General features: G+C 63.2%; 27 protein-coding genes. 12 read left to right on the forward strand and 15 right to left on the reverse strand.

Annotated elements, in window-relative coordinates; translation table 11 throughout:
* Positions 1-21 precede the first annotated feature (21 nt).
* The 4 genes from M1D51_RS19940 to M1D51_RS19955 form a co-directional block, all read right to left on the reverse strand.
* Complete coding sequence (locus M1D51_RS19940) at positions 22-1,227, reverse strand: cupin domain-containing protein (protein ID WP_458107751.1); 1,206 nt, start codon at positions 1,225-1,227, stop codon at positions 22-24.
* A 2-nt stretch (positions 1,228-1,229) separates the two neighbouring features.
* Complete coding sequence (locus M1D51_RS19945) at positions 1,230-1,526, reverse strand: BatC protein (protein ID WP_458107752.1); 297 nt, start codon at positions 1,524-1,526, stop codon at positions 1,230-1,232.
* Positions 1,527-1,611: 85 nt separating this feature from the next.
* Positions 1,612-2,127: an N-acetyltransferase family protein gene (locus M1D51_RS19950; RefSeq protein ID WP_458107753.1), complete on the reverse strand. Its 516-nt coding sequence runs from the start codon at positions 2,125-2,127 to the stop codon at positions 1,612-1,614.
* 3 nt (positions 2,128-2,130) lie between these two features.
* Positions 2,131-2,802, reverse strand: a complete 672-nt coding sequence (locus tag M1D51_RS19955; protein ID WP_458107754.1) for an O-methyltransferase — start codon at positions 2,800-2,802, stop codon at positions 2,131-2,133.
* 78 nt (positions 2,803-2,880) lie between these two features.
* Between M1D51_RS19955 and M1D51_RS19960 the strand changes: the two genes are divergently transcribed.
* Together M1D51_RS19960 and M1D51_RS19965 are read left to right on the forward strand one after the other, a co-directional pair.
* Entirely contained in the window at positions 2,881-3,456 is a 576-nt protein-coding gene (locus M1D51_RS19960) for a TetR/AcrR family transcriptional regulator (RefSeq protein WP_458107755.1), read from the forward strand.
* A gap of 72 nt (positions 3,457-3,528) precedes the next feature.
* Complete coding sequence (locus M1D51_RS19965) at positions 3,529-4,317, forward strand: oxidoreductase (RefSeq protein WP_458107756.1); 789 nt, start codon at positions 3,529-3,531, stop codon at positions 4,315-4,317.
* A gap of 60 nt (positions 4,318-4,377) precedes the next feature.
* Here the strand turns inward: M1D51_RS19965 and M1D51_RS19970 are convergent, their stop codons facing one another.
* Complete coding sequence (locus tag M1D51_RS19970) at positions 4,378-4,722, reverse strand: thiamine-binding protein (protein ID WP_026542096.1); 345 nt, start codon at positions 4,720-4,722, stop codon at positions 4,378-4,380.
* Positions 4,723-4,814: 92 nt separating this feature from the next.
* Here M1D51_RS19970 and M1D51_RS19975 point away from each other — a divergent pair, with 92 nt between their 5' ends.
* Both M1D51_RS19975 and M1D51_RS19980 read left to right on the forward strand, forming a co-directional pair.
* Complete coding sequence (locus M1D51_RS19975) at positions 4,815-5,444, forward strand: TetR/AcrR family transcriptional regulator (protein WP_172323048.1); 630 nt, start codon at positions 4,815-4,817, stop codon at positions 5,442-5,444.
* Between the two features lie 74 nt (positions 5,445-5,518).
* Positions 5,519-6,067: a DUF5684 domain-containing protein gene (locus M1D51_RS19980; RefSeq protein WP_458107757.1), complete on the forward strand. Its 549-nt coding sequence runs from the start codon at positions 5,519-5,521 to the stop codon at positions 6,065-6,067.
* Between the two features lie 31 nt (positions 6,068-6,098).
* Here the strand turns inward: M1D51_RS19980 and M1D51_RS19985 are convergent, their stop codons facing one another.
* Genes M1D51_RS19985 through M1D51_RS20000 form a run of 4 tightly spaced genes read right to left on the reverse strand, consistent with a single transcriptional unit; the run spans position 6,099 to position 8,520 of the window.
* Positions 6,099-6,410 (reverse strand): AzlD domain-containing protein, encoded by a 312-nt coding sequence (locus tag M1D51_RS19985; RefSeq protein WP_172323049.1) that lies wholly within the window; start codon positions 6,408-6,410, stop codon positions 6,099-6,101.
* Positions 6,407-7,165, reverse strand: coding sequence for an AzlC family ABC transporter permease (locus M1D51_RS19990; protein ID WP_458107758.1), 759 nt, complete (start codon positions 7,163-7,165; stop codon positions 6,407-6,409). Before M1D51_RS19990 ends, M1D51_RS19985 begins: the two co-directional genes overlap by 4 nt.
* Positions 7,162-7,596 (reverse strand): DoxX family protein, encoded by a 435-nt coding sequence (locus M1D51_RS19995; RefSeq protein ID WP_458107759.1) that lies wholly within the window; start codon positions 7,594-7,596, stop codon positions 7,162-7,164. The genes M1D51_RS19990 and M1D51_RS19995 overlap by 4 nt, the downstream gene beginning before the upstream one ends.
* A 36-nt stretch (positions 7,597-7,632) precedes the next feature.
* A complete protein-coding gene (locus M1D51_RS20000) occupies positions 7,633-8,520 on the reverse strand; it encodes a glycerophosphodiester phosphodiesterase (RefSeq protein WP_458107760.1) in 888 nt (295 codons plus the stop codon).
* Between the two features lie 49 nt (positions 8,521-8,569).
* Between M1D51_RS20000 and M1D51_RS20005 the strand changes: the two genes are divergently transcribed.
* From M1D51_RS20005 to M1D51_RS20015, 3 genes are all read left to right on the forward strand, one after another.
* Positions 8,570-9,961: a DUF445 domain-containing protein gene (locus M1D51_RS20005; RefSeq protein ID WP_458107761.1), complete on the forward strand. Its 1,392-nt coding sequence runs from the start codon at positions 8,570-8,572 to the stop codon at positions 9,959-9,961.
* Positions 9,962-10,030: 69 nt separating this feature from the next.
* Complete coding sequence (locus M1D51_RS20010; RefSeq protein ID WP_458107762.1) at positions 10,031-10,465, forward strand: VOC family protein; 435 nt, start codon at positions 10,031-10,033, stop codon at positions 10,463-10,465.
* Positions 10,466-10,474: 9 nt separating this feature from the next.
* Positions 10,475-11,284, forward strand: coding sequence for an MBL fold metallo-hydrolase (locus M1D51_RS20015; RefSeq protein WP_458107763.1), 810 nt, complete (start codon positions 10,475-10,477; stop codon positions 11,282-11,284).
* A 73-nt stretch (positions 11,285-11,357) separates the two neighbouring features.
* On the opposite strand, the gene M1D51_RS20020 is transcribed toward M1D51_RS20015, so the two are convergent.
* The 3 genes from M1D51_RS20020 to M1D51_RS20030 are packed head-to-tail and all read right to left on the reverse strand — an operon-like array spanning position 11,358 to position 13,858.
* Positions 11,358-12,236: a 5-oxoprolinase subunit C family protein gene (locus M1D51_RS20020; protein WP_172323066.1), complete on the reverse strand. Its 879-nt coding sequence runs from the start codon at positions 12,234-12,236 to the stop codon at positions 11,358-11,360.
* Positions 12,237-12,288: 52 nt separating this feature from the next.
* Entirely contained in the window at positions 12,289-13,038 is a 750-nt protein-coding gene (locus M1D51_RS20025; protein ID WP_458107764.1) for a LamB/YcsF family protein, read from the reverse strand.
* Positions 13,022-13,858 carry a hypothetical protein gene (locus tag M1D51_RS20030; protein WP_253951438.1) on the reverse strand — a complete coding sequence of 279 codons (837 nt, stop codon included), beginning with the start codon at positions 13,856-13,858 and terminating at the stop codon, positions 13,022-13,024. The genes M1D51_RS20025 and M1D51_RS20030 overlap by 17 nt, the downstream gene beginning before the upstream one ends.
* A gap of 198 nt (positions 13,859-14,056) precedes the next feature.
* Between M1D51_RS20030 and M1D51_RS20035 the strand changes: the two genes are divergently transcribed.
* The 3 genes from M1D51_RS20035 to M1D51_RS20045 all read left to right on the forward strand — a co-directional run bounded on the left by M1D51_RS20035 (position 14,057) and on the right by M1D51_RS20045 (position 15,824).
* On the forward strand, positions 14,057-14,224 hold the full coding sequence (locus M1D51_RS20035) for a hypothetical protein (protein ID WP_216659798.1): 168 nt from the start codon (positions 14,057-14,059) through the stop codon (positions 14,222-14,224).
* A 75-nt stretch (positions 14,225-14,299) separates the two neighbouring features.
* Positions 14,300-15,640 (forward strand): MFS transporter, encoded by a 1,341-nt coding sequence (locus tag M1D51_RS20040; RefSeq protein ID WP_458107765.1) that lies wholly within the window; start codon positions 14,300-14,302, stop codon positions 15,638-15,640.
* Between the two features lie 28 nt (positions 15,641-15,668).
* Complete coding sequence (locus tag M1D51_RS20045; RefSeq protein ID WP_458107766.1) at positions 15,669-15,824, forward strand: DUF6855 family protein; 156 nt, start codon at positions 15,669-15,671, stop codon at positions 15,822-15,824.
* A 12-nt stretch (positions 15,825-15,836) separates the two neighbouring features.
* Here M1D51_RS20045 and glsA read toward each other — a convergent pair whose 3' ends face one another.
* Together glsA and M1D51_RS20055 are read right to left on the reverse strand one after the other, a co-directional pair.
* Positions 15,837-16,880 carry a glutaminase A gene (gene glsA, locus M1D51_RS20050; protein WP_458107767.1) on the reverse strand — a complete coding sequence of 348 codons (1,044 nt, stop codon included), beginning with the start codon at positions 16,878-16,880 and terminating at the stop codon, positions 15,837-15,839.
* A 47-nt stretch (positions 16,881-16,927) separates the two neighbouring features.
* On the reverse strand, positions 16,928-17,308 hold the full coding sequence (locus M1D51_RS20055) for an META domain-containing protein (RefSeq protein ID WP_172323059.1): 381 nt from the start codon (positions 17,306-17,308) through the stop codon (positions 16,928-16,930).
* Between the two features lie 432 nt (positions 17,309-17,740).
* Here M1D51_RS20055 and M1D51_RS20060 point away from each other — a divergent pair, with 432 nt between their 5' ends.
* Together M1D51_RS20060 and M1D51_RS20065 are read left to right on the forward strand one after the other, a co-directional pair.
* Complete coding sequence (locus M1D51_RS20060) at positions 17,741-18,037, forward strand: hypothetical protein (RefSeq protein WP_458107768.1); 297 nt, start codon at positions 17,741-17,743, stop codon at positions 18,035-18,037.
* 90 nt (positions 18,038-18,127) lie between these two features.
* Positions 18,128-19,939 carry a thiamine pyrophosphate-requiring protein gene (locus M1D51_RS20065; RefSeq protein ID WP_458107769.1) on the forward strand — a complete coding sequence of 604 codons (1,812 nt, stop codon included), beginning with the start codon at positions 18,128-18,130 and terminating at the stop codon, positions 19,937-19,939.
* Positions 19,940-19,945: 6 nt separating this feature from the next.
* On the opposite strand, the gene M1D51_RS20070 is transcribed toward M1D51_RS20065, so the two are convergent.
* Complete coding sequence (locus M1D51_RS20070; RefSeq protein ID WP_458107770.1) at positions 19,946-21,244, reverse strand: LuxR C-terminal-related transcriptional regulator; 1,299 nt, start codon at positions 21,242-21,244, stop codon at positions 19,946-19,948.
* Positions 21,245-21,387 lie beyond the last annotated feature (143 nt).

Below are 21,387 nucleotides of genomic sequence, written 5' to 3' on the forward strand. Positions count from 1 at the left end.
CCCGTTGCCGCCACGGGAAAGTCACTGTTCAACGGGGACGAGAACTCCTGCGCGCAAGAGCCTTTCGACCAGCTCAATCCCGAGATCAGCCACCAGATGATCCCCGCCCTCCAGCAGACGCCGCACGGAGGGCATATTGTCCTCGGGAAAATCGAGCCACCCAACGCGGGTCGATAAGCGTGAGCCCTCCAGCCGTGCTTCCAAGGCGTCCCTGAGCCGCACCACCGACTCCGGCCTGAGTCCGTCAAGGGCCGCACGTTGGGCCACCGGACCCAGAGGAGCCGGACGCCCTTGTCCCCTTCGGGCGCGGTGGAAAAGGGATGTGGTTTCCGCTTCCATGACAGCGGCTGCGAGGCGCTCCCGGACTGCGGCGATCTCCTCCTCAGGTCCATCCACACCCAACGGCAAGGAACGGCGCATCCCGGGATCCTCGCACAGCGCAGCAACTGCTGCCTGTGCCAAGTGTTCGGCCAAGGCTTGGCGGGTCCAGCTATGGACTCCCAAGGTGAGATGGATGGAAACTTCCCCCTGCGCCTGGGCGGCATGCAACCAACCACGCGGAAGGTAAAGGACATCGCCCGGCTCCAGGACAGTGTCAATGTAAGCCTCGCCCTTGGCGGCCTGGGCAACGGCGTCCCGGCGGTCGGTCCAGGGTTGGCTGCGCAACGGGTCCACGTGAACCGGCTCATGGATGATCCAGCGCTTGGTTCCCTCGATTTGCAGTACAAAGACATCATGGACGTCGTAGTGGTCATCGAAGCCACGGTTCTGGGGCGGCGTGATGTAGGCATTGGCCTGCACAGGGTGCCCCAGTTCGGTGCTCAACTGCGAACTGAAACTCGACACTGGCTCCCAGGTGCGGTGCAGCGCCTGCAGGACCAAGGTGGCGCCGTCAGCGAATTTGCGCCACAACGCAGTGTCATCGAGTTGGTCCGGGATGGTGGCGCCGACCCCTGCCGGAGAAGTGTAGGAGGACTCAGGAAGGGTGGATCCTCCCTTGGCGACACGCAGGAAAGGTGTCCGGAGCCCGCGGCGTGAAATCAATTCATCAACGGCGCTGCCGGAGAACACATCGGAGAAATCGCTGACACCACGGGTGAGCAAGGCTGTCCGGCCCCAGACGTCACTGGCGAACTTGTCCTGGCCGATGTCGATCAAGCGTGTTTCCAGGACCCCGCCGCCTCTTACCGCGCCGGGGTCCTGGAAATCAGTGCTGGTAGAGCTCAAAATCAGCTGCCTTGTTGTCCGGCGCCGCCATCAGCACCACCATCAGCACCACCATCAGCACCACCATCAGCACCACCGTCGGCACCGCCATCAGCGCCACCATCGGCACCGCCATCAGCGCCACCATCATGGGTACCGGGGACGCCGTTAGCGCCACCGTCCGCGGGGCCTTCAGCCCCACCATCCGCACCGCCGTCGGCACCACCGTCAGCACCGCCGTCGTGCATGCCGGGGACGCCGTCCGCGCCACCGTCCGCGGGGCCTTCCTGCTCGCTTGGATCCTGCTCTGGAATAGACATGCTTCCTCCCGGGAATCGGACCGGGCGGACCTCGTCGACACCGCCCGAGATCACCATATCCACAGGAGTCAGCTGTGGGAACAGTTCAGTGGGCGGGAACTTGCTGCAGCCCGGGACGGACCATCCGATGCTCCGGCAGTGAGTGCCAGGATGGATCACACAGCTGCCGCTTGCCGTCCGGAACAAACCCATTTCGCCGATAGAAGGCCTGGGCGCGCGGATTGTCATCCAGGACCCAGAGGTATGCGGGGCCGTCGCCGATCAAGGCATCCACCAATGCTTGGCCCACTCCTCGCCCATGAATGCGTTCCAAGGTGTAGAGCATGAAAAGCTCCCGCTCGCAGGGACTGTCCTCATCCCTGCCCGGGCCTGCGGCGCCGATGCCTACCAGGAGACCGTCGGGATCGTGGGCCAGCATCCTGGTGTGGCCCGCAGCGATGTAATCCCGGTAGCGCTGGATGCGGTCGGGCAGCGCCGCTTGCTGTTTTTCAAAGAACTCCCGAGGGAGCAGCTGCCCATAGCTTTCGCGCCACGACTGCACATGCATGACGGCTATGGCCTCGGCGTCATCCACCGTGGCGGGGCGAAGCGTGAAATCCATGCGCTACCTGACCCTCGCGATCGCGAAACCGTCCCAGCCCTTGCTGCCCACCGTTTGGATGGCAGTGGCGTCCAAACGGTGATCCTGGCCCATCATTTCCAGCATTTTCACAATGCCCGGCGCGTTGGCCTCGTCACGGGCCGGCTCAAGGATTGCTCCGCCCCAGATCACGTTGTCCACCACGATCACCGTGCCTGAGCGCCCAAGCCGGATGGCCCAGTCCAGGTAATTGGCGTCGTTCTCCTTGTCCGCATCAATGAAGACGAAGTCGAACGATTCCTGGCCCGCCAGCGTGGGAAGGGTATCCAGTGCCGCACCGACGCGGATGTCCACCTTGTGTCCTACACCGGCAGCATCCACATTGGCGCGCGCTACGTCCGCGTGCTTCTGCAGGAATTCGCAGGTGACCACCCGGCCGTCGTCGGGCAATCCCTGCGCCATCCAAATGGTGCTGAAACCGGCCAAGGTCCCGATCTCCAGGGCCCGCCTGGCCCCGGACATCTGCACCAGCATCCGGAGCAGCTTGCCTGCGTTGGGGGCAACCTCAATCGCAGGCATGCCGGCTTCGACGGCCGATGTCAGCGCACGCCGGTGGGCAGGTTCGGGACGCACGACGACGTCGGTCAGGTAACGCTCGACGTCAACCCAACCGGGCTCTGTCACGTGTTCAATCATGGCCCCCAGTCTTGCACTGGTGGCTTCGGCAGAAAACCCTTTTTGACCTGATGGTCAAAAAGGGCCTAGGCTGCGGGCATGGGCCGGCCAAGAAGCTTCGACGACGAAAAAGTCATCTCCGACGCCATGGACGCGTTTTGGACCCACGGCTATGCGGCAACTTCGCCCGCAAGACTCGCCGAAGCCACCGGCATCGCCAAGGGGAGCCTCTACAACGCTTTCACGAGCAAGCGGGACCTCTTTGACCGCTGCCTCAACCTGTACCAGGACCAGATGATGCACATGGCCCAGGAGTTACTGGAGCACCCCGGAACCACCAAGGAGTGTCTTCGCGCGGCCCTTCGCACGATCGTTGACAACGACTTGGAGCAGGCCCATCCCCGGGGGTGCTTGATCGGCAATACTGCGGTAGAGCTCGCCGGGCAGGATCCGGCACTGGCAGGCAAGCTCCGGCTGATGCAGGACGAATCGACCGGATGGTTTGCTGCTCGAATCCAAAGCGGCCAGCTCAAGGGAGACATTTCCCCCGACCGCGACGCGCAGGCCTTGGCCGAGCATCTGGCCACAACCCTGGCCGGCCTTCGAGTGATGGCGATGACGTACGACGCACCGACTCTCCATCGCGTCATCGACACCGCCCTGGCAGTTCTTTAGTTCTCACCGGAAAGCAGCCCGGGAGATTAGTACCCTAATTTTTGACCAACTGTTCCAGAAAAGGATAGGTGCATGGATTACTCACTCAACGGGAAAGTTGCTGTTGTCACTGGCGCGAGTCGTGGCATCGGGCTAGCCACGTCACGGGCATTGGCATCGGAGGGCGTTCGGGTAGTCGGGGCGGCCCGCACCATCAGCCCCGAACTTCGGGAAGTGTGCAGCCTTGGCGTTTCTGTCGACCTGTCCACGAGGACCGGAGCGCAGGAGTTGATCGATGCGGCCTTGGCCAAAGAGGGCCGAGTGGACATCCTGGTCAACAACGTGGGCGCCGGGGACGCCAACAGCTTGAAGCTGGGCGGATTCCTCGATGCCGACGAGGATCAGTGGCAGAGACTGCTGGACCTCAACCTGCTCAGCGCGGTACGGACCTCACGCGCTGCCCTGCCAAGCATCGTGGAACACCAAGGCGTCATCGTCAACGTCTCGTCAATCAATGCGCGCATCCCTTCCACCGGCCCGGTCGGATACAGCGAGGCCAAGGCCGCCCTGACAGCCTTCAGCAAACGGCTCAGCGAAGAATTCGGACCGCAGGGGGTACGGGTGAACACAGTCTCGCCCGGGCCCGTGGGCACTGGGCTTTGGCGTGATTCCGATGGCTTCGGAGCAAGGGTCGCCGAGATGTACGGGGCAACCCACGAAGAATTCCTCGAAGCAATGCCAGCGACGTTCGGCGTTGCCTCCGGGCGCATTGCGGAACCGGAAGACGTGGCGGCGTTCATCACGTTTCTGGCCTCGCCAATTGCGAACAGCATCACTGGCGCGGACCTGGTCATCGACGGCGGAACAATCAAAACCAGTTGAAACCCGTCCCCGCATGATGCCGTGGCGCCTGACACGGCATCATGCGATGTTCACGGCGAACTAGATGTTTTCCTCTTCCGAACCGGCGATCGCCTCTTCGAGCCGCTCCACCTTGCCGGTCAGTTCGCCGCTGTACCCGGGCCGGATGTCAGCCTTGATCACCAGGGAGACACGGCTGCCGTAGCGGCCCACAGCTTCGGTGGCGCGCTTGACGACGTCGAACACCTCGTCCCATTCGCCTTCGATCGTGGTGAACATGGAGTCGGTCTGGTTGGGCAGTCCGGACTCGCGGACAATCTTGACGGCGGCAGCGACGGCGTCGTGGACCGAAGCGTCGGGGGTGGGTCCGCCGTTGGCGGCGGATGCGGGCTGGCCCGAAGGGGCGACTGAGAAGGCAAGCAACATAAAATCCAGTGTTTCACGTACTGGTTTGTCATATAACGGCCTACTCCCGCGTAACAAGAGGCCTTCGACGCTCCGTTGCTACCCTGACAAGCATGGAACAGCCCTCTGAACGCAAGCCCCTCAGGGCAGACGCCGCACGCAATGTGGACAAGATCATCACCGCTGCGCGGCAATGCTTCCGGGAACACGGCCCCGAAGTGCCGCTGCAGACCATTGCCGCCACAGCCGGAGTTGGCCCCGCAACGCTGTTCCGCAACTTCTCGGACAAAGAGCAGCTGGTCCTCGCAGCGTTGTCACGCCAACTGCGCCAGCATGTGGACCCAGTCGCCAAGGCCGCGCTCGACGGCATGGATGCAGCCGAAGGACTCATCAACGTCATCGACGCCGTGATGCAGGTTGCCAGCGAAGACGCGAACCTTCTTGACGCCGTCGCCGGCCGCCGCGGACTCCTGATCGGCATCACCCGCGGCATCATCGGCTCCATGGCCACCCTGTTGGAGCGCGGCCAGGGCCAAGGTTCCTTGCGGCGGGATATCACCATTGAGGACATGGTCCGGCTGGTGGCCATGCTGATCGGCGCCGTGGACACCATGGAACCTGGTTCCCAGGCATGGAAGCGTCCTGTGGCCTTGATCGAGGATGCCATCCGGACCGAGCGCCCGTCCCGGCCCCTTCCCGAGCAGTCCGGCATCCCAGGCGTGACGCTGACCGAGGCTCCCTAGCCGCGTCTCTTTCCGCCTGCATGGTGACTCCTGCCCATCGCGACGAAGGCTTTGCGGGCAGTAGGCTCAGGCGTATGAATATTCCCTTGAGCTCATACTCATCCAGTGGTTCCGAGTCTGCTGCTGCGGCCGGCTTGGTCATGCTGCTGATGGTCATCTACTTTGCCGTGGTCTTTGCGATCGTCGGCGTGCTCTACATGGGAATATTCACCAAAGCCGGCCGTCCGGCGTGGGCCGCCTTTGTCCCGATCTACAACAGCATCAAGGTCATGGAGATCGCCGGGCGCCCGTGGTACTGGCTCCTGTTGTCCTTCATCCCGTTCGCGGGAATCTACTTCAGCATCGTGGCACTTCACGATCTCTCCAAGTCCTTCGGCAAGGACGCCGGTTACACCGTGGGATTGGTCCTGCTGCCCGTGGTGTTCGTGCCCATGCTGTCCTATGGCTCGGCACCCTACTTGGGACCGGCTGCCGGACGGCAGTTCGTGCCCTACCCGCAGGGGTATGCGCCCGCGTATCCGCAGGGCTATGGAGAGCAGCCCCCGGCGCAGCAGTTCCCCGGACAACAGATCCCAGGACAGCAGCCGCCATCCCAAAACCCCGATGGCCAGCAGTACCGCTAACCCGGCAGCAGCCTAGCCCCAGCCGAGCAGCCTAGCCCCAGCCGAGCAGCCTGAGGAGGGCGGCCGCGGCAGCGCCTGAAATCACCACCACCAGGAACGGTGCCCGGAGCCACAGCGCGACGGCGGCGGCCGCCAAGGCGCCGATGCGGGCATCAAGGACAATGCCTTGGCCCGAAGCAACGGCGTTCACCACCGTGAGGGAGGCCAACAACCCGATGGTCATGGTGCCGGCCACATGCATGATGCGAGGACTCTCCAGCAGCTTGGCCGGCACAAAGTAGCCCACCAATTTGGTGAGGTATGCCAACACACAGGCAATCAGGATCCACAGCCAAAGGCTCATTTGCTCTCCCCCTGCCCGTGCCGGTGCTTCTCTGCATAGGGATCCAGGTCTGGTTCCAGCCCTTCATCCAGGCGGCCGTGGCTGAACCAGCCGATAACGCCCGCCACTACCGCGGCCACCAGGATGGGAACGCCCGAGGGAACGAAGGGCACGGCCAAAATGGTTGCCAGAGCACATGCAGCGGCGATGGCCCAGGGTTCGCGGCCCTTCAACCGCGGCCACAGCAAGGCCAGGAAGGCGGCCACGGCAGCCCCGTCCAAACCCCACTGCTTGGGATCGCCCATGGCGTCACCGGCCAAAGCTCCGATGGCGGTAAAGATATTCCAAAGAATGAATATACCGATTCCGGCAGTCCAGAAACCGCGGCGTTGCTCGTCGGGATCAGACTGGCCGGACGCCGTCGCAGTTGATTCGTCGATGGTGACGTGCGCGGAAACGTAACGCTTCCACCCGCCGGGACGGAGCATGGCGTTGATTTGCATGCCGTAGATGCCGTTGCGGAGACCCAGAAGGGCGCTGGCCGTCATGGCCGCCACGCCGGAACCGCCACCTGCCACCACACCAATGAAGGCAAACTGCGAGCCGCCGCTGAACAGCAACAGGCTCAACACCATGGTCTGCCAAAAGTCGAACCCCGAAGCTACGGACAGCGCTCCGAAAGACACGCCATAGAGTCCCGTGGCAATACTCAAGGACACTGCCACTTTGAAGGCAGGTGACTCCCTCAGCCTGACGGGGGTGGCCCTGTTGCTCATTTCCGCAGGCTCCAAGACCACAAGATCAGGGGAATCTGCAGCGGCAAGCGGACCGTGTGGATGCGTCGTTCGGCCGGCGTGCCTTGGGGGCCGTAGGCGCGACGAAGCGCATCAATATGCCCGGCAAGGAATGCAGTGAACATCGCCGTGGTGGCGTCCGCGGCAACCTTCCGCGTGGCAGGGATCAGGAGCCCGACGGCGGCCGCGGCCTCGATCAGGCCGGAGGACGCAACCCATTCCTCGCGGGACATCACTGCCAGGGGTCCATTGGGGCGGCTTTCCGGCTCGTCATTGCGGCACAGGTAGTCCGGAACCACGGGGTAATAGAACTTAGGCGTGCGGAGGTGCTTCGCAGCGCTGGCCATGAGCAGTGCACTCAAAGCTACTGCGGACGTGGTTCGGGTTGCTTGTGCTGACCAGCGAAATGACATGAGACCACTCAATCACAAGCCAGGTGGCACCCAAAGTCAGCTTGACACCATCAACTGCTTCAGTACCTGCGCCGGTTTGTTGGTGGTGATCTCATGGATGCCGAGGCCTTGGCACATGGCCACATCCTTCTCCGAATCTACAGTCCACACACGGAATATACGGCCGGCCTCCAACCACCGCTGAACGTTCCGTGCGTGCTCCCGCACATAATCAATACCGGGACCGGCAATCACTGCTTCGCCGTCGTCCAGGACCCGTTCAGCCTCCAGCTGCGTGGCGCGCATGACGTTGGCAACTGCACCACCGGTCAGGAAGCCCAGCCCGAGTTCCTCACGGAGCTCCTTCACCGTGAAGTCGTCCACCAGCTGGCACACGTGCTCTTTGGGCACGCTCTGCAGCAGGCGTTGGACGGAATCGGTATCAAAGCTCATAAAGGAGATCCGGATGTTGTCCACACGGGATTCCTCCGGCGTCCAGCCTTCTTCTTCCAACAAGGCCAACACCGTATCCTCCAGCTTGAGCCGGTAAGGACTGGGATGCTTGAGCTCGATCGCCAAGCCGATCTCCCGTCCGGCCCCACGCAGGATGTCCAGCAATTCCGGCAGGGTCAGGAACTGATCCGCCACTCCCCCATAGGCGTCGGGAATTCGCGCGCCCTTCCAGGACGAGAAATCCAAAGCCCGGAGTTCCTCCAAGGTGTGCTCGGCCACCGGGCCCGTCCCCGTGGACGTACGGTCCAGGTTGGCGTCATGCAGCAACACCACATGTTGGTCCCGGGTCAGGTGGACATCGCACTCCACACCGTCGGCGCCATCTGCGATGGCTTGCAGATAAGCAGCCCTGGTGTGCTCGGCGTAGGCTGCACTCGCACCGCGATGGGCGTAGACCTTGGGGCGGCCTGGGGCGTAGTCGTCGCTAGTCATGCAGACACGGTAGCCCACGTCCATGCATCTACGGCGCTACGCTGGGCTCATGCAGGTGAACTCTGAACAAATCCCAACTGAAGACGCCACCAACCCCAATCCGCTGCCCCAACAGCCGGGTTCCCCAGATTCCCGAAGCGCAGGTTCCGGACGTGCAGGTTCCCCGCGCGCACGGCGGTCCGCCGTCGTCGGGCTCTCAACAGGTGACATGGAAAAAGCCGCCGCGCTGCTTCGCATGAAACGGTTGGCCTTGGCACTGCTGATCGCCATGGCGGTGATCTTCACCGTGGCGTTCGCGTTCCAGAAGCAGTATCCGTGGCTGGAATATGTTCGGGCGGCGGCCGAGGGCGGCATGGTGGGTGCCCTGGCCGACTGGTTCGCTGTCACTGCGCTGTTCAAGTACCCCATGGGCCTGAAGATCCCCCACACGGCCATCATTCCGCGCCGGAAGGACCAGATCGGCGAATCGCTCAGTGACTTCGTGGAGAGCAACTTCCTCTCCCAGGAAGTGGTGCAAGACAAGCTGTCCAGCATCGACATTGCCCGAAAGGCGGGCACCTGGTTGTCCGCGCCAGGGGGAGCTGAACGGGTGGCCAAGGAAGGTGGCGCGATCATCCGTGGCGCGTTCACCGTCCTGAACGACGACGACGTACAGGCTGTCATCGAGGGCATGGTCCGCAAGCATTTGCTGACCCCGCCATGGGGACCACCCGTGGGCCGGATGGCCGAACGGATATTCGCCGACGGGCACCACCACACGCTGGTTGACCTGTTGGTTGATCGTGCCGCCGACTGGGTGGAGGCCAACCATGCAACGGTGAACAGGCTCGTCTCGGACCGTTCCCCCTTGTGGGTGCCGACGTTCGTGGACGGCCTGGTGGGCGACAGGGTTTATGTGGAGCTCTCCAAATTTGTCCGCGCAGTTCAGGCCGACCAGAACCACCAAGTGCGCCAGTCGATCGACGCCTACCTCACCGACCTGGCCCAGGACCTGCAGCATGATCCCGCCATGATCGAGCGAGCGGAATCCATCAAAGCCCAGATCCTGGGCGACCCCGAGGTCCGCGAACTGGCGTCCCGCACCTGGGGAACCGTGAAGACTGCGCTGCTCAACGCCGTCGACGATCCCGACAGCGAACTGAGCCAGCGCTTCAAGGGCGCCGTCCGTGACTTCGGTACACGGCTGGTCAACGACGACGAACTGGCCGGCAAGGTCAACGCCTGGATCGGAGACGCGGCCGGGTATCTGGTGAATACCTACCGCTCCGACATCGCAGGCGTCATCTCTGACACCGTGGCGCGTTGGGATGCCCAAGAGACGTCCCAGAAGATCGAACTGCAGGTGGGCAAGGACCTGCAATACATCCGCATCAACGGCACAGTGGTGGGAGCGCTGGCCGGGCTGGCGATCTTCACGGTGGCGCACCTGCTGTTCGGCTAAGAGACAAGCGGGCGGCCAGGCATAACTGCCTCTCTGGAGCTATCCCTTGCGCCTTGGTACCTTCAACGCATGCCCATCAAACTTGAAAACGTTGGTATTGCGGTCCGGAATCTCGAAGAGACCATCGCCTTTTTCACGGATCTCGGCCTCACCGTGCTGGGCCGTGACACGGTCAGCGGTGACTGGGCCGATACGGCAGTAGGGCTGGACGGCAACCACGCAAAGATTGCGGTGCTCCAAACGCCGGATGGCAACGGCCAGCTGGAGCTTTTCGAGTACATCCACCCTGATGCGATCGAGACCAATCCCACCCTCCCCAACGAGATCGGCATGCACCGGGTTGCTTTCTCGGTGGACGACATCGATCAAGCCCTGGAGATCGCCGCCAAGCACGGATGCTACCCATTGCGTGGTGTGGCAAACTACCAGGGCGTTTACAAGCTCACCTACCTCCGCGGGCCCAGCGGGATCCTGGTCATGCTGGCGCAGAAGCTCCAGGGCTGAGGCGCTTCCATGCTGAAGCACGTCGCTGAGGGCGTTCTGGTTCACGAGAGCGAATTCATCCAGAGCAATTGCACGGTGGTGCAAGGCCGGGACGGTGTCCTGCTGATCGACCCCGGTATTACAGTCAACGAAATGGCCACCATCGCGGACGACCTCCGCGAGTTGGGCCAGCCCGTCGTGGCCGGTTTCTCCACGCACCCCGATTGGGACCATGTGCTCTGGCACCCTGACTTCGGCAACCCGCCCCGCTACGGCACGGCGCGCTGCGCGGCCTCCATCCAGACGGTCCTGGCCGCTGCCGACTGGAAGGAACAGGTAGCAGAAGGGCTGCCTCCGGAGCATGCCGATGAGATCCCGATGGCGTTGCTCGGCCTCATTTCCGGACTGCCTGCCGGTACTGTGCAGATCCCGTGGGACGGACCCACCGTCCGCATCCTGGAGCATCAGGCCCACGCCCCTGGCCACGCGGCCCTCTTGATCGAAGGGTCCGGTGTCCTGGTAGCCGGCGACATGCTGTCCGACACCCTGATGCCGTTCCTCGACCTCGAAGCAGCGGATCCGCTCACTGACTATCTAGAAGCGCTGCGGCTCTTCGATTCCGTGGCCGACGATGTTGTTGCCGTCGTCCCGGGCCACGGTTCAGTGGGCCTGGCTGGGCAGTTGCGGGAACGCATCGCTCTGGATCGCGCCTACGTTCAGGCGCTGCAAGATGACCGTGAGGCGGAGGACCCGAGGGTTGGCCCGTCCGCTCCGTTGGAGTGGCTGGCCGACGTCCATGGGTGGCAGGTGCAGCGTCTGGCCGAAAAACGGCGGGGCTGAGTTCAGGGCCTGATCCTACGCCGGCCCTTGCAGCAAAATCATCCAGCGCTCCTTGAGATGTTGCCCTGTTTTCTCAGCCGAGCAAGTGCACCATCTGCCCTGGCCTTGCTTGGCCGAGCAAGTCCAGGTCTTCGTCACGCACCAGTGCAATCACCGGGGATTTGGCCGTTGCCGGACGGTCAGCCAACGCAATGACGGGAAGGCCCGACGGCGGCAACACCACTGAGCCCAAGGCCAACGGTTGTGGCTCGGCTGCTTGGGCTTTGGCAGCTGGGGCCGTTTGGCCCACCTCAAGCGGCCGACCAAGAAGCCGTGCACCCACACGGTCCGATTCCTGCGAGAGGGTCCACGGTTCCGTGGTCAACCGAAGCCACGTTCCGGCGTCGACATCCTGGGCCTTGGGGTCTTTCGGCACGCGTGAAATCCTGGCAACAACCGGTCGTTCCGGGTCCAGTGCCCGCCGGGCAGGGTGGATGACGCCAGGTTGCCTGACGGCAGAGTGGTGCACGGCAGAGCCGTTGCCCACAGGATTGTTGCCCACAGGATTGTTGCCTGCAGGGAGAGCCTGACCGTACGGCTTTCCGAACGTCACGGCCGCGCCGGCAGACAGCACCTCACCGGATTCCTGCACACCGCCTTGAAGCGCCACGTAATATCGGATCCCGAACAATGCCGGGCCGAAGGCCAACACTGCTCCAGGAGCTACCCTGACGGCCGTATTCAGCGGAAACTCTGAACCGTTGAGCGTCACCACGCCCTCGGCGCCGGTGACTGCCACCGCGGATCCGGTCACGAACCTCAGCTTGAGTCCGCCTACAAGCACCTCGAGCCCGGCTGCATGCTTCGGATTTCCCAGCAAGGCGTTCGCCAACTGCAGGGACGTCCGGTCCAGTGCGTGATCGGGTGCAAGGGCAAGGGTCAACATTCCGGGAGCCGCCACCACTGCGCCCATCGGCAAAACCCTCCTCAAGATTCAGCAGGACATGTCCTACCCAAAATCTGTCCTACGCAAACGCCTCAATCTGCACGCCGGCCTGCTCCAGCCCTTCCCGGACCGCAGCGGCCATGTCGACCGCTCCCGGAGTATCGCCGTGGATGCAGAGGGAATCAGCCACGACGGGGACAACAGTTCCGTCGATGGCCAGGATTTCCTTGCGCGTTGCCAGCCGGACGGCCTGGGCCACGACGGCGGCCGGGTCATGCAGCACTGCACCGTCCTGGGTACGGGGAACCAGTGTGCCATCCGGAAGGTAGGCGCGGTCAACGAATGCTTCGCGGAATACCGGGTGCCCGGATTCCTCTGCGAGCTTCAGCCACTCAGAGCCCGGCAATCCCAGCACAGGCAGGCCGGGATCGTAGGCGTGGACCGCGGCGACCACGGCCTCGGCCTGCTCGGCATCATTGACGATCCGGTTGTAGAGCGCACCATGCGGCTTCACGTAATCCACCGATGCACCCACTGCGTGGGCCATACCGTCCAGGGCGCCGAGCTGGTACAAAACGTCGCCGAAGAGTTCGTCGAAGGTCATATCCAGTGAACGTCGTCCAAAGCCCGCCAGGTCCCGGTAGCCCACATGGGCTCCTACACGGACGTCCAATTCAAAAGCGGCGCGGCAGCTGTCCAACATGGTCAGAGGATCTCCGGCATGGAATCCACAGGCCACGTTGGCGCTGCTGACGATGCGGAACATTGAGGCGTCGTCTCCCATGGTCCAGGAGCCGAAAGATTCTCCGAGGTCAGCGTTCAGGTCCACTGTTACCGCCTTCCAGCGTGAGGGTTTCCGGTGCCGCTTCAGCCGCGACAGAGTTTTTGGTGGCAGTGGGGAGCAGTTCGCCCGGGATGGTGTCCGGCAGCGGCCCGAAAGCTTCCTTGGCAGTGGAGACCACAGCGCGGCCCATCATGAGGTTGCCCGCACCACCCACCACTGCACCCACGCCGAACGGCAGGGCACGGCCGAGGAAGGCGGTTCCTTGGCGCTTCACGAGGTTCTTGAGGAAGGCCCGTTGGATGGAGTCACGGATGACCCCGAAGCCACTGCCAGGAATCTTCTTGGTGAGGGTCTTGCCCCATGCGTTGGTCACGCCCTTGCTGCGACCGAGCGACTGGCCGCTCAAAGCTCCGAGCATGGACGTGCCTTCCTCCCCCAACATGATGGCCATGACCATGGTTTGCGCACGCACGGGATCCGTCAGCCGGATGCCGTGGAGCTCGGCCAGGGACGACGCATACAACGCCGTTGTCTCCAGGAAACCCACAGTGGCAAGCGCTGAGAGTCCAAGGCTGGCTGCGGTTCCAATGCCAGGCACGACGGCGGTGGCACCTACCGCTGCACCGCCACCGGAGATGGCAAGCAAGTAGTGGCGCTCAAGTTTCGCGGCCAGCTGTGCAGGGTTGTCGTTGGGGTACCTGCGCTGCAGCCTACGCAGGTTGGCCAGGACCAGGGGCCGCTGGACTTCGACTGCTTTCAGCAGGACATTGTGGACGCCGGGCTTGGTGTTGCCTTGCTCATCGAAGACGGCGTTATGGGCTGTCTCTTGGGCGATTTTCACCGCCGGGTTGGGTCGCTTGGGCATCTTCACCTCTCCTTGGCAGCTGGTTCGTGGTACGGGAACTGCTGGATTCAGCCTATGCCACACCCCTGACCTGCAAAGCCCCAGTGGGGGCCTATGTGGATACTATTCCGCGTACAGCGGACGTGGTACCGGCCATAGTGCGGCGTAGACTGGGGGCACTCACGGAAGCAGTCCAAGCAAGGACAGGGAGTATCCGCCATGAACACTTCGGACAAGCACGACGACGCTACCCGGCGCCACACCGACGCCCCCGCGGAAGGCCAACCGGAAGGCTGGGTTCCGCAAGATACCGGCCGCCATAGCCAGGACCCTGCGGAAGGTGCGGACACCGACGACGCCGATGCGCCGTCGTCGGACGCTTCATAACCGCAGGTCCCTGCCGTACGCGCCCTCGGCCGGCGCGTCTTCCGCAGTATCAACGCGCAGGTCCGGGCTGGTGAAATGGCCGCGTTGAGAGCGCTGCGCCCTTTTGCGCACCGGGAATTCAGGGTACTGATCGCTGCGCTGTCCATTTCCATTTTTGGATCCGGAATGTGGGCAGTGGCCATGGTCTACGAGGTCATCCACCTCGGCGGCGGTCCCTTGGAATTGTCGCTGGTGGCTACCGCTGCCAGCGTGGGCCTGGTGGGGTTCGTTCTGGCCGGAGGCATCGCGGCCGACAGGCTCCCGCAACGGCTCCTGATCATCGCGGTTGAAGGTGCCAACCTGGCAGTCATTGCCACCATCACGGCACTGGCCATGGCCGACGTCCTTCAGCTAGGGCATCTGGCCCTGGGCGCGTTCGTCCTGGGTGTGGGGCAGGCGTTCTTCTTCCCTGCATATTCCGCGATCCTGCCACGCATCCTGCCTGCGGATGACCTCCTTGCCGCCAACGGCCTGGAGGGCACGGTGCGGCCGGTCCTGCAACAGGCAGCGGGCCCGGCACTTGCCGGAATCCTGGTGGCGACGTTGTCCCCGGCACACGCGGTTGCGGGGGTTGCCGTGTGCCATTTGCTGGCGTTTGGAATAGTGAATTTCCTGAGCCGGGAAGCCCTGGGCGTGGGCCCTGTTGGCGCGGATGGCGCAGTTGTCGTGGATGGCGCGGATGGGCCTGCCGGGACACCCGCAAAATCGTCCCTGTTCAAGGATCTTGCTGAGGGATTCAGCTACACCGTCCGCACTCCCTGGCTGCTATGGACCTTGGTGTGGGCCTGCCTGTCCGTGCTGTTCCTCATTGGACCCATCGAGGTCCTGCTTCCCTTCGTAGTCCAGGACCAGTTGGGCGGCGACTCCAGGATGTTCGGTTTCCTGCTCGCCATCATGGGCGTCGGTAGCGCCGTCGCGGCCTTGGCAACTGCGTCCCTGCGCCTCCCCCGCCGCTACCTGACCGTCATGGTTCTGACGTGGGGCCTGGGAAGCCTGCCTGTAGCCGCGATTGGTTTCATGGACAGTTTTTGGATGCTCGCGGCCGCCATGCTCATCTTTGGAGTTACCGAGGGAATCGGAACCGTCATTTGGGGCACCCTGCTGCAACGGCGCGTTCCACGGCACTTGCTCGGCAGGATCTCCAGCCTGGACTTCTTTGTTTCCCTGGCCTTGATGCCCGTTTCCATGGCCTTGGCAGGCCCGCTCGCCGAGGTTGTTCCCCTCTGGCTGATCTTCTTCGTTGGTGGTGTGGTGTGCCCCGCCATGGCGTTCGTGGCTCTCTTCGCAGCGCGAATGACGACCGATGAGATCAACAATCCCTTGACCTCGGACACCCCGGGTCCTGAGGCTGCAGACACCCAGCCCGACGCTGTGTAGCGTAGGCATCACCACGAAAGGACACATCATGGCCGCAGGAACCAAGGAGGGTGGTTGGTACGGGCTGCGCAAGGGCTACCGGGGCCGGTTCGGAATGTACATGCCACCGCTGCTCGAGGCCCTCGGCTTGGCGGAGCTGACGCACGAAAAGCGGAACAACAGCATGCGGGGCATCGCACAGTAGGTTTCGGCCATACTAGGGGACTTCTGTGGACCTTCCGTTCGGTGCGTACGCCTGGGAAGTCGGTGCGTACGCTTGGGAAGCGAAAATGTTCAGGCCCAGGACCCTGGAGAGATACGCGGTGGCCTGTTGGCCGCGGACACTGTTTCCCGCCGGATCAAGCCGCGGCGAGAAAGTGCCGATTCCTGCTTTCCCTGGCGAGACCGTGAGCAGCCCGCCGGACACCCCGGACTTACCCGGAAGTCCGATCTCGAAGAGCCATTCCCCTGACCGTTCGTACAGCCCGTTGGCGGCCAGGATCGCCAGGGTATCCCGGCACACGTCGGCTGAGACCACCCGATTGCCGGTCACGGGGTTGACGCCGCCATCAGCCAATGTGGCACCCATGACGGCAAGATCACGGGCGCTGACCCGGAGTGAGCACTGCTTGGTATAGACATCGACGACGGCCAGCGGATCACGCCCGATCCTGCCGTAACTTTCCAGAAGACGCGCGATGGCCCGGTTGCGGGTGTTGGTGGCCGCTTCGGACTGGTAGACCTCCTCATCCAGCACCAGGTCACGGCCTGCAAAGGCAGAGAGCCCGGAGTGGATGGCAGCCCACTGTTCATCCGGGGTGATGCCGGGCATCAATGCTGTGGTGGCCAGAGCACCGGCGTTGACCATGGGATTCATGGGGTGGCCATCATTGAGCTCAAGGGCTATCACCGAGTTGAAGGCCAATCCGGTGTTGTTCACCCCCACCAGGTCAGCCACAGCCGCATGACCGAATTCCTCGCAGACCAGGGCGTAGACAAAAGCTTTGGAAATGGACTGGATGGAGAATTCCGCGTCCGCATCGCCAACCGCGTGTACTCCGCCGTCGACTTCCACCACGCAGACGCCGAACAGCTCAGGATTGGCCTGCGCCAGGACGGGAATGTAGTCCGCCACCGCACCGTCCTTGCACCCGCGGTTCCGCTCGTGGGCGGCAATTACCAGGGAATCGACTTGCTCCCAGCCGGGCAATGTTCCTGTTGATGCCGCCTGCTCAACACCCTCAGTATTTGAATCCAACACAGCTACCCCCAAAGATCCGCTTGAAATCCACTTCCGGAGGAACCCTGTTATTTGCCGGCAGCAAGCGTGCCGATCTGGTCTCCGCCCTGACCGAAAACCGCAAGCTTTCCGTCTTCCTGGATCTTGGCCGTGGCAGCGTTCGAAAGCCACGTGTCAACGCCTTCACAGGCCATGCGGGTGGAGGAGAAACCTCCGAACGAAATGGTTTTGCCGTCCTCTTTCCAGGAGCCGACGAGCCTGTTGCAGCCATCAGTCCCCGTGGCAGCGCCATCTGATTTCAGTTCGAGGGAGGGCTGCTTGGTGTCGCTGGTGTCACCCCACACACCAACAAATGGGCTTGAACCGCTTCCCGCACAGCCTGCCAAAAATGCGGCGGCAACCAATGCCAGGGAAACAGCGCGGAAAATGCGGGTCTGGGTCTGCGCCATGCGGTCAGTCTAGGTTTACACCTCAGGAATTCACCACGGTTTGGAGGAATTGCTTGTAAACATTTGATGGCGTTCATCATTCACAGATGCCGGATCATGCGGCCGGTCGCGACTCAGACGACCGACCGCACTAGCCCGGTTTACGCAGCGACGGCGCCCCGGGCGGGCCCCAGAACCCACCACACCCATCGCTGCTAACTCCGTCGGTGAACCGCAACGCAGCCGAAAAGGGCAACGGCGCAGTCCGCGGTTCAACGACATGGGCACTCAATATGTGCCTTGACCTGCGAAAACGTGACGCAGTGTTTGAAGAAATGTTTTATCGTCAGCATGCTGACGATAAAACGCCTTGGAATCGCATCACATATTCTCCGTTCCGCCCACATACCAGTTGAGGAAAGAACAGCCAGAAGATGCGCCAGGAGCATGATTGTGAAGTCACCAAATGGATTGGCCATGACGGCCGCCCTTGCGTTTCCCGACGCACCGAACGTCCACCTCCTGTTGATGGCGGGGTTGATTTTCCTGACGGGCCTGGCCGGAGCGGGCACAGTGGTACTTCTCCTGTTGTTGGCGCCGATCGCCGCCTTGCTGATTGCCCGGCCGCGTTCCACGAAGCCCGCAGAAGATACCGCCACTCCCGGCGCCGTTCCGCTGCAACGGGACAGGCCCGACGGCGAAGCGACGCGCCTGCCGCTCACAGGCAACCGGAGTGACGAAGCTGCTTAGCGGCAAACCCTTCCCCCGCGTGCCGCATAGCTAAGTATGCTTACTATGGCGTCAGGAAGTACCTCTCCACTACTGACGAGGAGCACCGGCATGACCCAGCAAACAGTTTCGGACCTGATGGTGGACCGCCTCCAAGCCTGGGGCGTGGACAGGGTCTTCGGCTACAGCGGTGACGGCATCAACGGTTTCATGGGTGCGCTCCGCAGGTCCCGGGGCAAGGTCGAATTTGTGCAGGCCCGGCATGAAGAAGCAGCCGCCTTCATGGCCGTGGGTCATGGCAAGTACACCGGTGGCGTGGGAGTAGTGACATCCACGCAAGGTCCCGGCGCCGTCCACCTGCTCAACGGCCTTTACGACGCAAAGATGGACAGCGTTCCGGTGGTAGCGATCATCGGGCAGCAGAGCACCACGGTTCTGGGCTCGGCCTACATGCAGGAAATCGACCTTTTGACTCTTTTCAAGGACGTCGCGGCCCAGTTCGCGCAACTGGCCAGTTCACCCGAGCAGGTCCCCATGCTGCTGGACCGGGCCTTCCGCACCGCCTTGGAAACCAAGTCCCCGTGCGTGGTAATCGTCCCCCATGACATCCAGACGGCCGAAGTTCCCGAGCTCGGGCATGAGCACGGAATTGTGGTGACCGCGCCTGTATGGCATCCAGCCCAGGTCACTCCCCTCGAGGAGCAGCTCGAGACAGCCGCGGACATCATCACCCAGGGCGAACGCATCGCCCTGTTCGTGGGCCAAGGTGCACGCGGCGCCCAAAAGGAAGTGGTGGAGCTCGCCGAGCAACTGGACGCGGGCATCACCACCAGCCTGCTAGGAAAGCCCTACGTGGATGAAACCCTCCCCTTCGCCACCGGCACCATGGGCCATCTGGGCACCACCGCCAGCGCCTACCTGCTGGAAAACTGCGACACCCTGGTCATCATCGGCTCCAACGATCCCTGGACCGAGTTCTACCCCAAGCCCGGCACCGCGAAGGCCGTGCAAATCGACATCGACGGCCGCAAAATCGCCAACCGATACCCGGTTGAGGTGGGCCTGGTGGGCGATGCCGCCGGGACACTCGCGGCCCTGGGCAAACGCTTGAAGGACCAAACCCAGCCCTCTCGCACTGCTTGGCGGGAGGCCGTGGAGGGCCAGGTCCGGGCGTGGCATCAGTTGTCGGAAGACCGGGCGGCTATCCCCTCCGATCCGGTCAATCCGGAACTGGTGATCCGCGAGCTCAACGGCCGGCTCCCCGGCAACGCACAACTAAGCATCGACGTCGGCAGTTGCGTTTACTGGTACGCGCGCCAGTTGATCCTTCCAGCCGGAGTCCCGGCCCACCTGAGCGGGACGCTCGCCAGCATGGGATGCGCCATCCCTTACGGTTTGGCGGCGAAACTGGCGCACCCCGACCGCCCGTTGGTGGCCTTGGCCGGAGATGGCGGCATGCAGATGCTGGGGGTGGCTGAGTTGATAACGGTGGCACACCGATGGCGGGCCTGGGCCGATCCCAGGTTTGTGGTCTGCGTCTTCAATAACCGCGACCTCGCTGAAGTCTCCTGGGAACAGCGGGAGACCGAGGCTGAGCCAAGGTTCCCGGCCAGCCAGGAAATTCCCGATTTCCCCTATGCGGCATACGCGGAGCTGTTGGGCTTGGCGGGAATCAGGGTGGAGGATCCTGCCAAGCTGGGCGACGCCTGGGACTACGCCCTTGGCATGGATCGTCCAGCTGTCATTGAAGTGCTGACCGATCCGAACATCCCGCTGCTGCCACCCTTCCCGGCCGGAGCAGAAAAACTTGAAGGCATGCGGTCTGCGCTGGCCCAGGAAGGCCCGGCCGGCGAGCACGCACGGAAGCTATTGGATGCCTATGCAGAGGGAGAGGAACGGCTGCGGGCTGAGGCCGGGAAGTAGCAGGCGCTACCGGAGCCCGGCGGAGTGCGCCAAGGCAATAGCCTCGGCCCTGGAACGGACATCGAGCTTCCTGAAGAGATTCCTGATATGGAACTTCACCGTGTTTTCACTGATGTGCAGAGCACCGGCGATGCTTCGGTTCCGCTGCCCCGCGGTCAGCAATTGCAGGACTTCCAACTCACGGGGTGCCAGATCCCAAACTGCAACATCCCCACCCGGGGCGGGCGGCGGATCCAGCGGCAGCACGACGGAAATGTCCGCACCCCAGCCCTGCATCACCTCCAGGGACATCCGCCCGTCAACGGCCTGCACCCGCTGCTGCAACCGGGCGATACTGGGCGAATCCTGCGAGAGCGCGCCCAAACCGTCGTCGCGCACGTTGATCAGCAGGTTCTCCCCGTCGCAGTCCCACTGGGCTCGCACGCGGTGGACGTCGGACTGCTCCGCGATCGCCAACACCAGCCCCCGGACAACGGCACGGGCAGCGTGGGCAACTTCGCCGGGGAGCGCACGGCCATTGGCGGGCGGCTCAATGAACTGGATGTCGATGTTGCTGAAATGCATCAACGGCCGAAGATCCTCGCGAAGCCGCTCGAACGCCGTCGCCACCGGCTCCTCTACCAGGTCACTGGTCCGGTCACTAAGCGTCCGCAGGCCCACCAAGGCCTTGACGGCGAGGTCGGTCACGGAGGCGCGCGCCGCGGCGTCGTCCATGGAGGTTGACCGCAAGGCTGCCAGCAGCGTTTCGAGGGTGGTGGAGTGCTGGTCGATCAACTCGGCCGTCACACGGATCCGCTCAGCAGATGCGGCCCGCGATTCCAGAAGGTACGACGGCGGCGCGTCGGTTACTTTCTCCTGGATGCGTCGGGCGGTTAATCGCCAAAGATAGTTGAGAAGACGGAGAGCCTCCTCTTCGCTTCCCTGCACCTGCCCCTGCACCAGGGCGTCGTCCTTCGGTGAAATGTCGGTCAGTGTCGGGTCGGTGAGGACCAGCAGTGCCTTGCTGGGTGCATAGCCCAGGGCAAGGACCTCCCGCTGCTCGCCGGCGATGACCGCAGAGGTTCGCCACGGCTCCTCACCCGGCATCGCCGACCTCAGCCGGTCCAGTTCGGCAATGGACACCCGGCTGACCACGCCTTCATCGCCGGCCTTCTTCTGGGGCCGTCCGGTGCAGTCCTCGGTGAAAATCACCAGGGCACTGCTGGAGAGGAACGGGAGCGTGGCATCGCGGAGGGATTCGGCAATGCGGTTCAGGGGCGCGGCAGCGAGGTCGCTGATGGAGTGGAGGAGAGCCCAGTTCTGCATTCGGCCAGCATAAGCGACATTCAGGAGCAGGAACTACCCAAAGGGGTGGGGAAAGCCATCCCAAATCAGCGTTCCGCCCACCCACCCGCTGCACCAAGCTGGAAGGGAAGCAAAGCGAACCCAGCCACGGCAACTGAAGGAGA

The sequence above is a fragment of the Arthrobacter sp. R3-55 genome, from assembly GCF_054161505.1.

Bases quoted from the DNA above. Each gene is read 5' to 3' on its own strand.
- M1D51_RS19985 (WP_172323049.1), bottom strand. From the start codon at position 6,410: ATGAGCCTTTGGCTGTGGATCCTGATTGCCTGTGTGTTGGCATACCTC.
- M1D51_RS19945 (WP_458107752.1), bottom strand. From the start codon at position 1,526: ATGTCTATTCCAGAGCAGGATCCAAGCGAGCAGGAAGGCCCCGCGGAC.
- M1D51_RS19990 (WP_458107758.1), bottom strand. From the start codon at position 7,165: ATGAGCAACAGGGCCACCCCCGTCAGGCTGAGGGAGTCACCTGCCTTC.
- M1D51_RS19955 (WP_458107754.1), bottom strand. From the start codon at position 2,802: ATGATTGAACACGTGACAGAGCCCGGTTGGGTTGACGTCGAGCGTTAC.
- M1D51_RS20070 (WP_458107770.1), bottom strand. From the start codon at position 21,244: ATGCAGAACTGGGCTCTCCTCCACTCCATCAGCGACCTCGCTGCCGCG.
- M1D51_RS19975 (WP_172323048.1), top strand. From the start codon at position 4,815: ATGGAACAGCCCTCTGAACGCAAGCCCCTCAGGGCAGACGCCGCACGC.
- M1D51_RS20055 (WP_172323059.1), bottom strand. From the start codon at position 17,308: ATGGCGCAGACCCAGACCCGCATTTTCCGCGCTGTTTCCCTGGCATTG.
- M1D51_RS19995 (WP_458107759.1), bottom strand. From the start codon at position 7,596: ATGTCATTTCGCTGGTCAGCACAAGCAACCCGAACCACGTCCGCAGTA.
- M1D51_RS19980 (WP_458107757.1), top strand. From the start codon at position 5,519: ATGAATATTCCCTTGAGCTCATACTCATCCAGTGGTTCCGAGTCTGCT.
- M1D51_RS20045 (WP_458107766.1), top strand. From the start codon at position 15,669: ATGGCCGCAGGAACCAAGGAGGGTGGTTGGTACGGGCTGCGCAAGGGC.
- M1D51_RS20020 (WP_172323066.1), bottom strand. From the start codon at position 12,236: ATGGGCGCAGTGGTGGCGGCTCCCGGAATGTTGACCCTTGCCCTTGCA.
- M1D51_RS20065 (WP_458107769.1), top strand. From the start codon at position 18,128: ATGACCCAGCAAACAGTTTCGGACCTGATGGTGGACCGCCTCCAAGCC.
- M1D51_RS20000 (WP_458107760.1), bottom strand. From the start codon at position 8,520: ATGACTAGCGACGACTACGCCCCAGGCCGCCCCAAGGTCTACGCCCAT.
- M1D51_RS20035 (WP_216659798.1), top strand. From the start codon at position 14,057: ATGAACACTTCGGACAAGCACGACGACGCTACCCGGCGCCACACCGAC.
- M1D51_RS19965 (WP_458107756.1), top strand. From the start codon at position 3,529: ATGGATTACTCACTCAACGGGAAAGTTGCTGTTGTCACTGGCGCGAGT.
- M1D51_RS20005 (WP_458107761.1), top strand. From the start codon at position 8,570: ATGCAGGTGAACTCTGAACAAATCCCAACTGAAGACGCCACCAACCCC.
- M1D51_RS20015 (WP_458107763.1), top strand. From the start codon at position 10,475: ATGCTGAAGCACGTCGCTGAGGGCGTTCTGGTTCACGAGAGCGAATTC.
- M1D51_RS20030 (WP_253951438.1), bottom strand. From the start codon at position 13,858: ATGCCCAAGCGACCCAACCCGGCGGTGAAAATCGCCCAAGAGACAGCC.
- M1D51_RS19970 (WP_026542096.1), bottom strand. From the start codon at position 4,722: ATGTTGCTTGCCTTCTCAGTCGCCCCTTCGGGCCAGCCCGCATCCGCC.
- M1D51_RS20040 (WP_458107765.1), top strand. From the start codon at position 14,300: ATGGCCGCGTTGAGAGCGCTGCGCCCTTTTGCGCACCGGGAATTCAGG.
- M1D51_RS20010 (WP_458107762.1), top strand. From the start codon at position 10,031: ATGCCCATCAAACTTGAAAACGTTGGTATTGCGGTCCGGAATCTCGAA.
- M1D51_RS19960 (WP_458107755.1), top strand. From the start codon at position 2,881: ATGGGCCGGCCAAGAAGCTTCGACGACGAAAAAGTCATCTCCGACGCC.
- M1D51_RS19950 (WP_458107753.1), bottom strand. From the start codon at position 2,127: ATGGATTTCACGCTTCGCCCCGCCACGGTGGATGACGCCGAGGCCATA.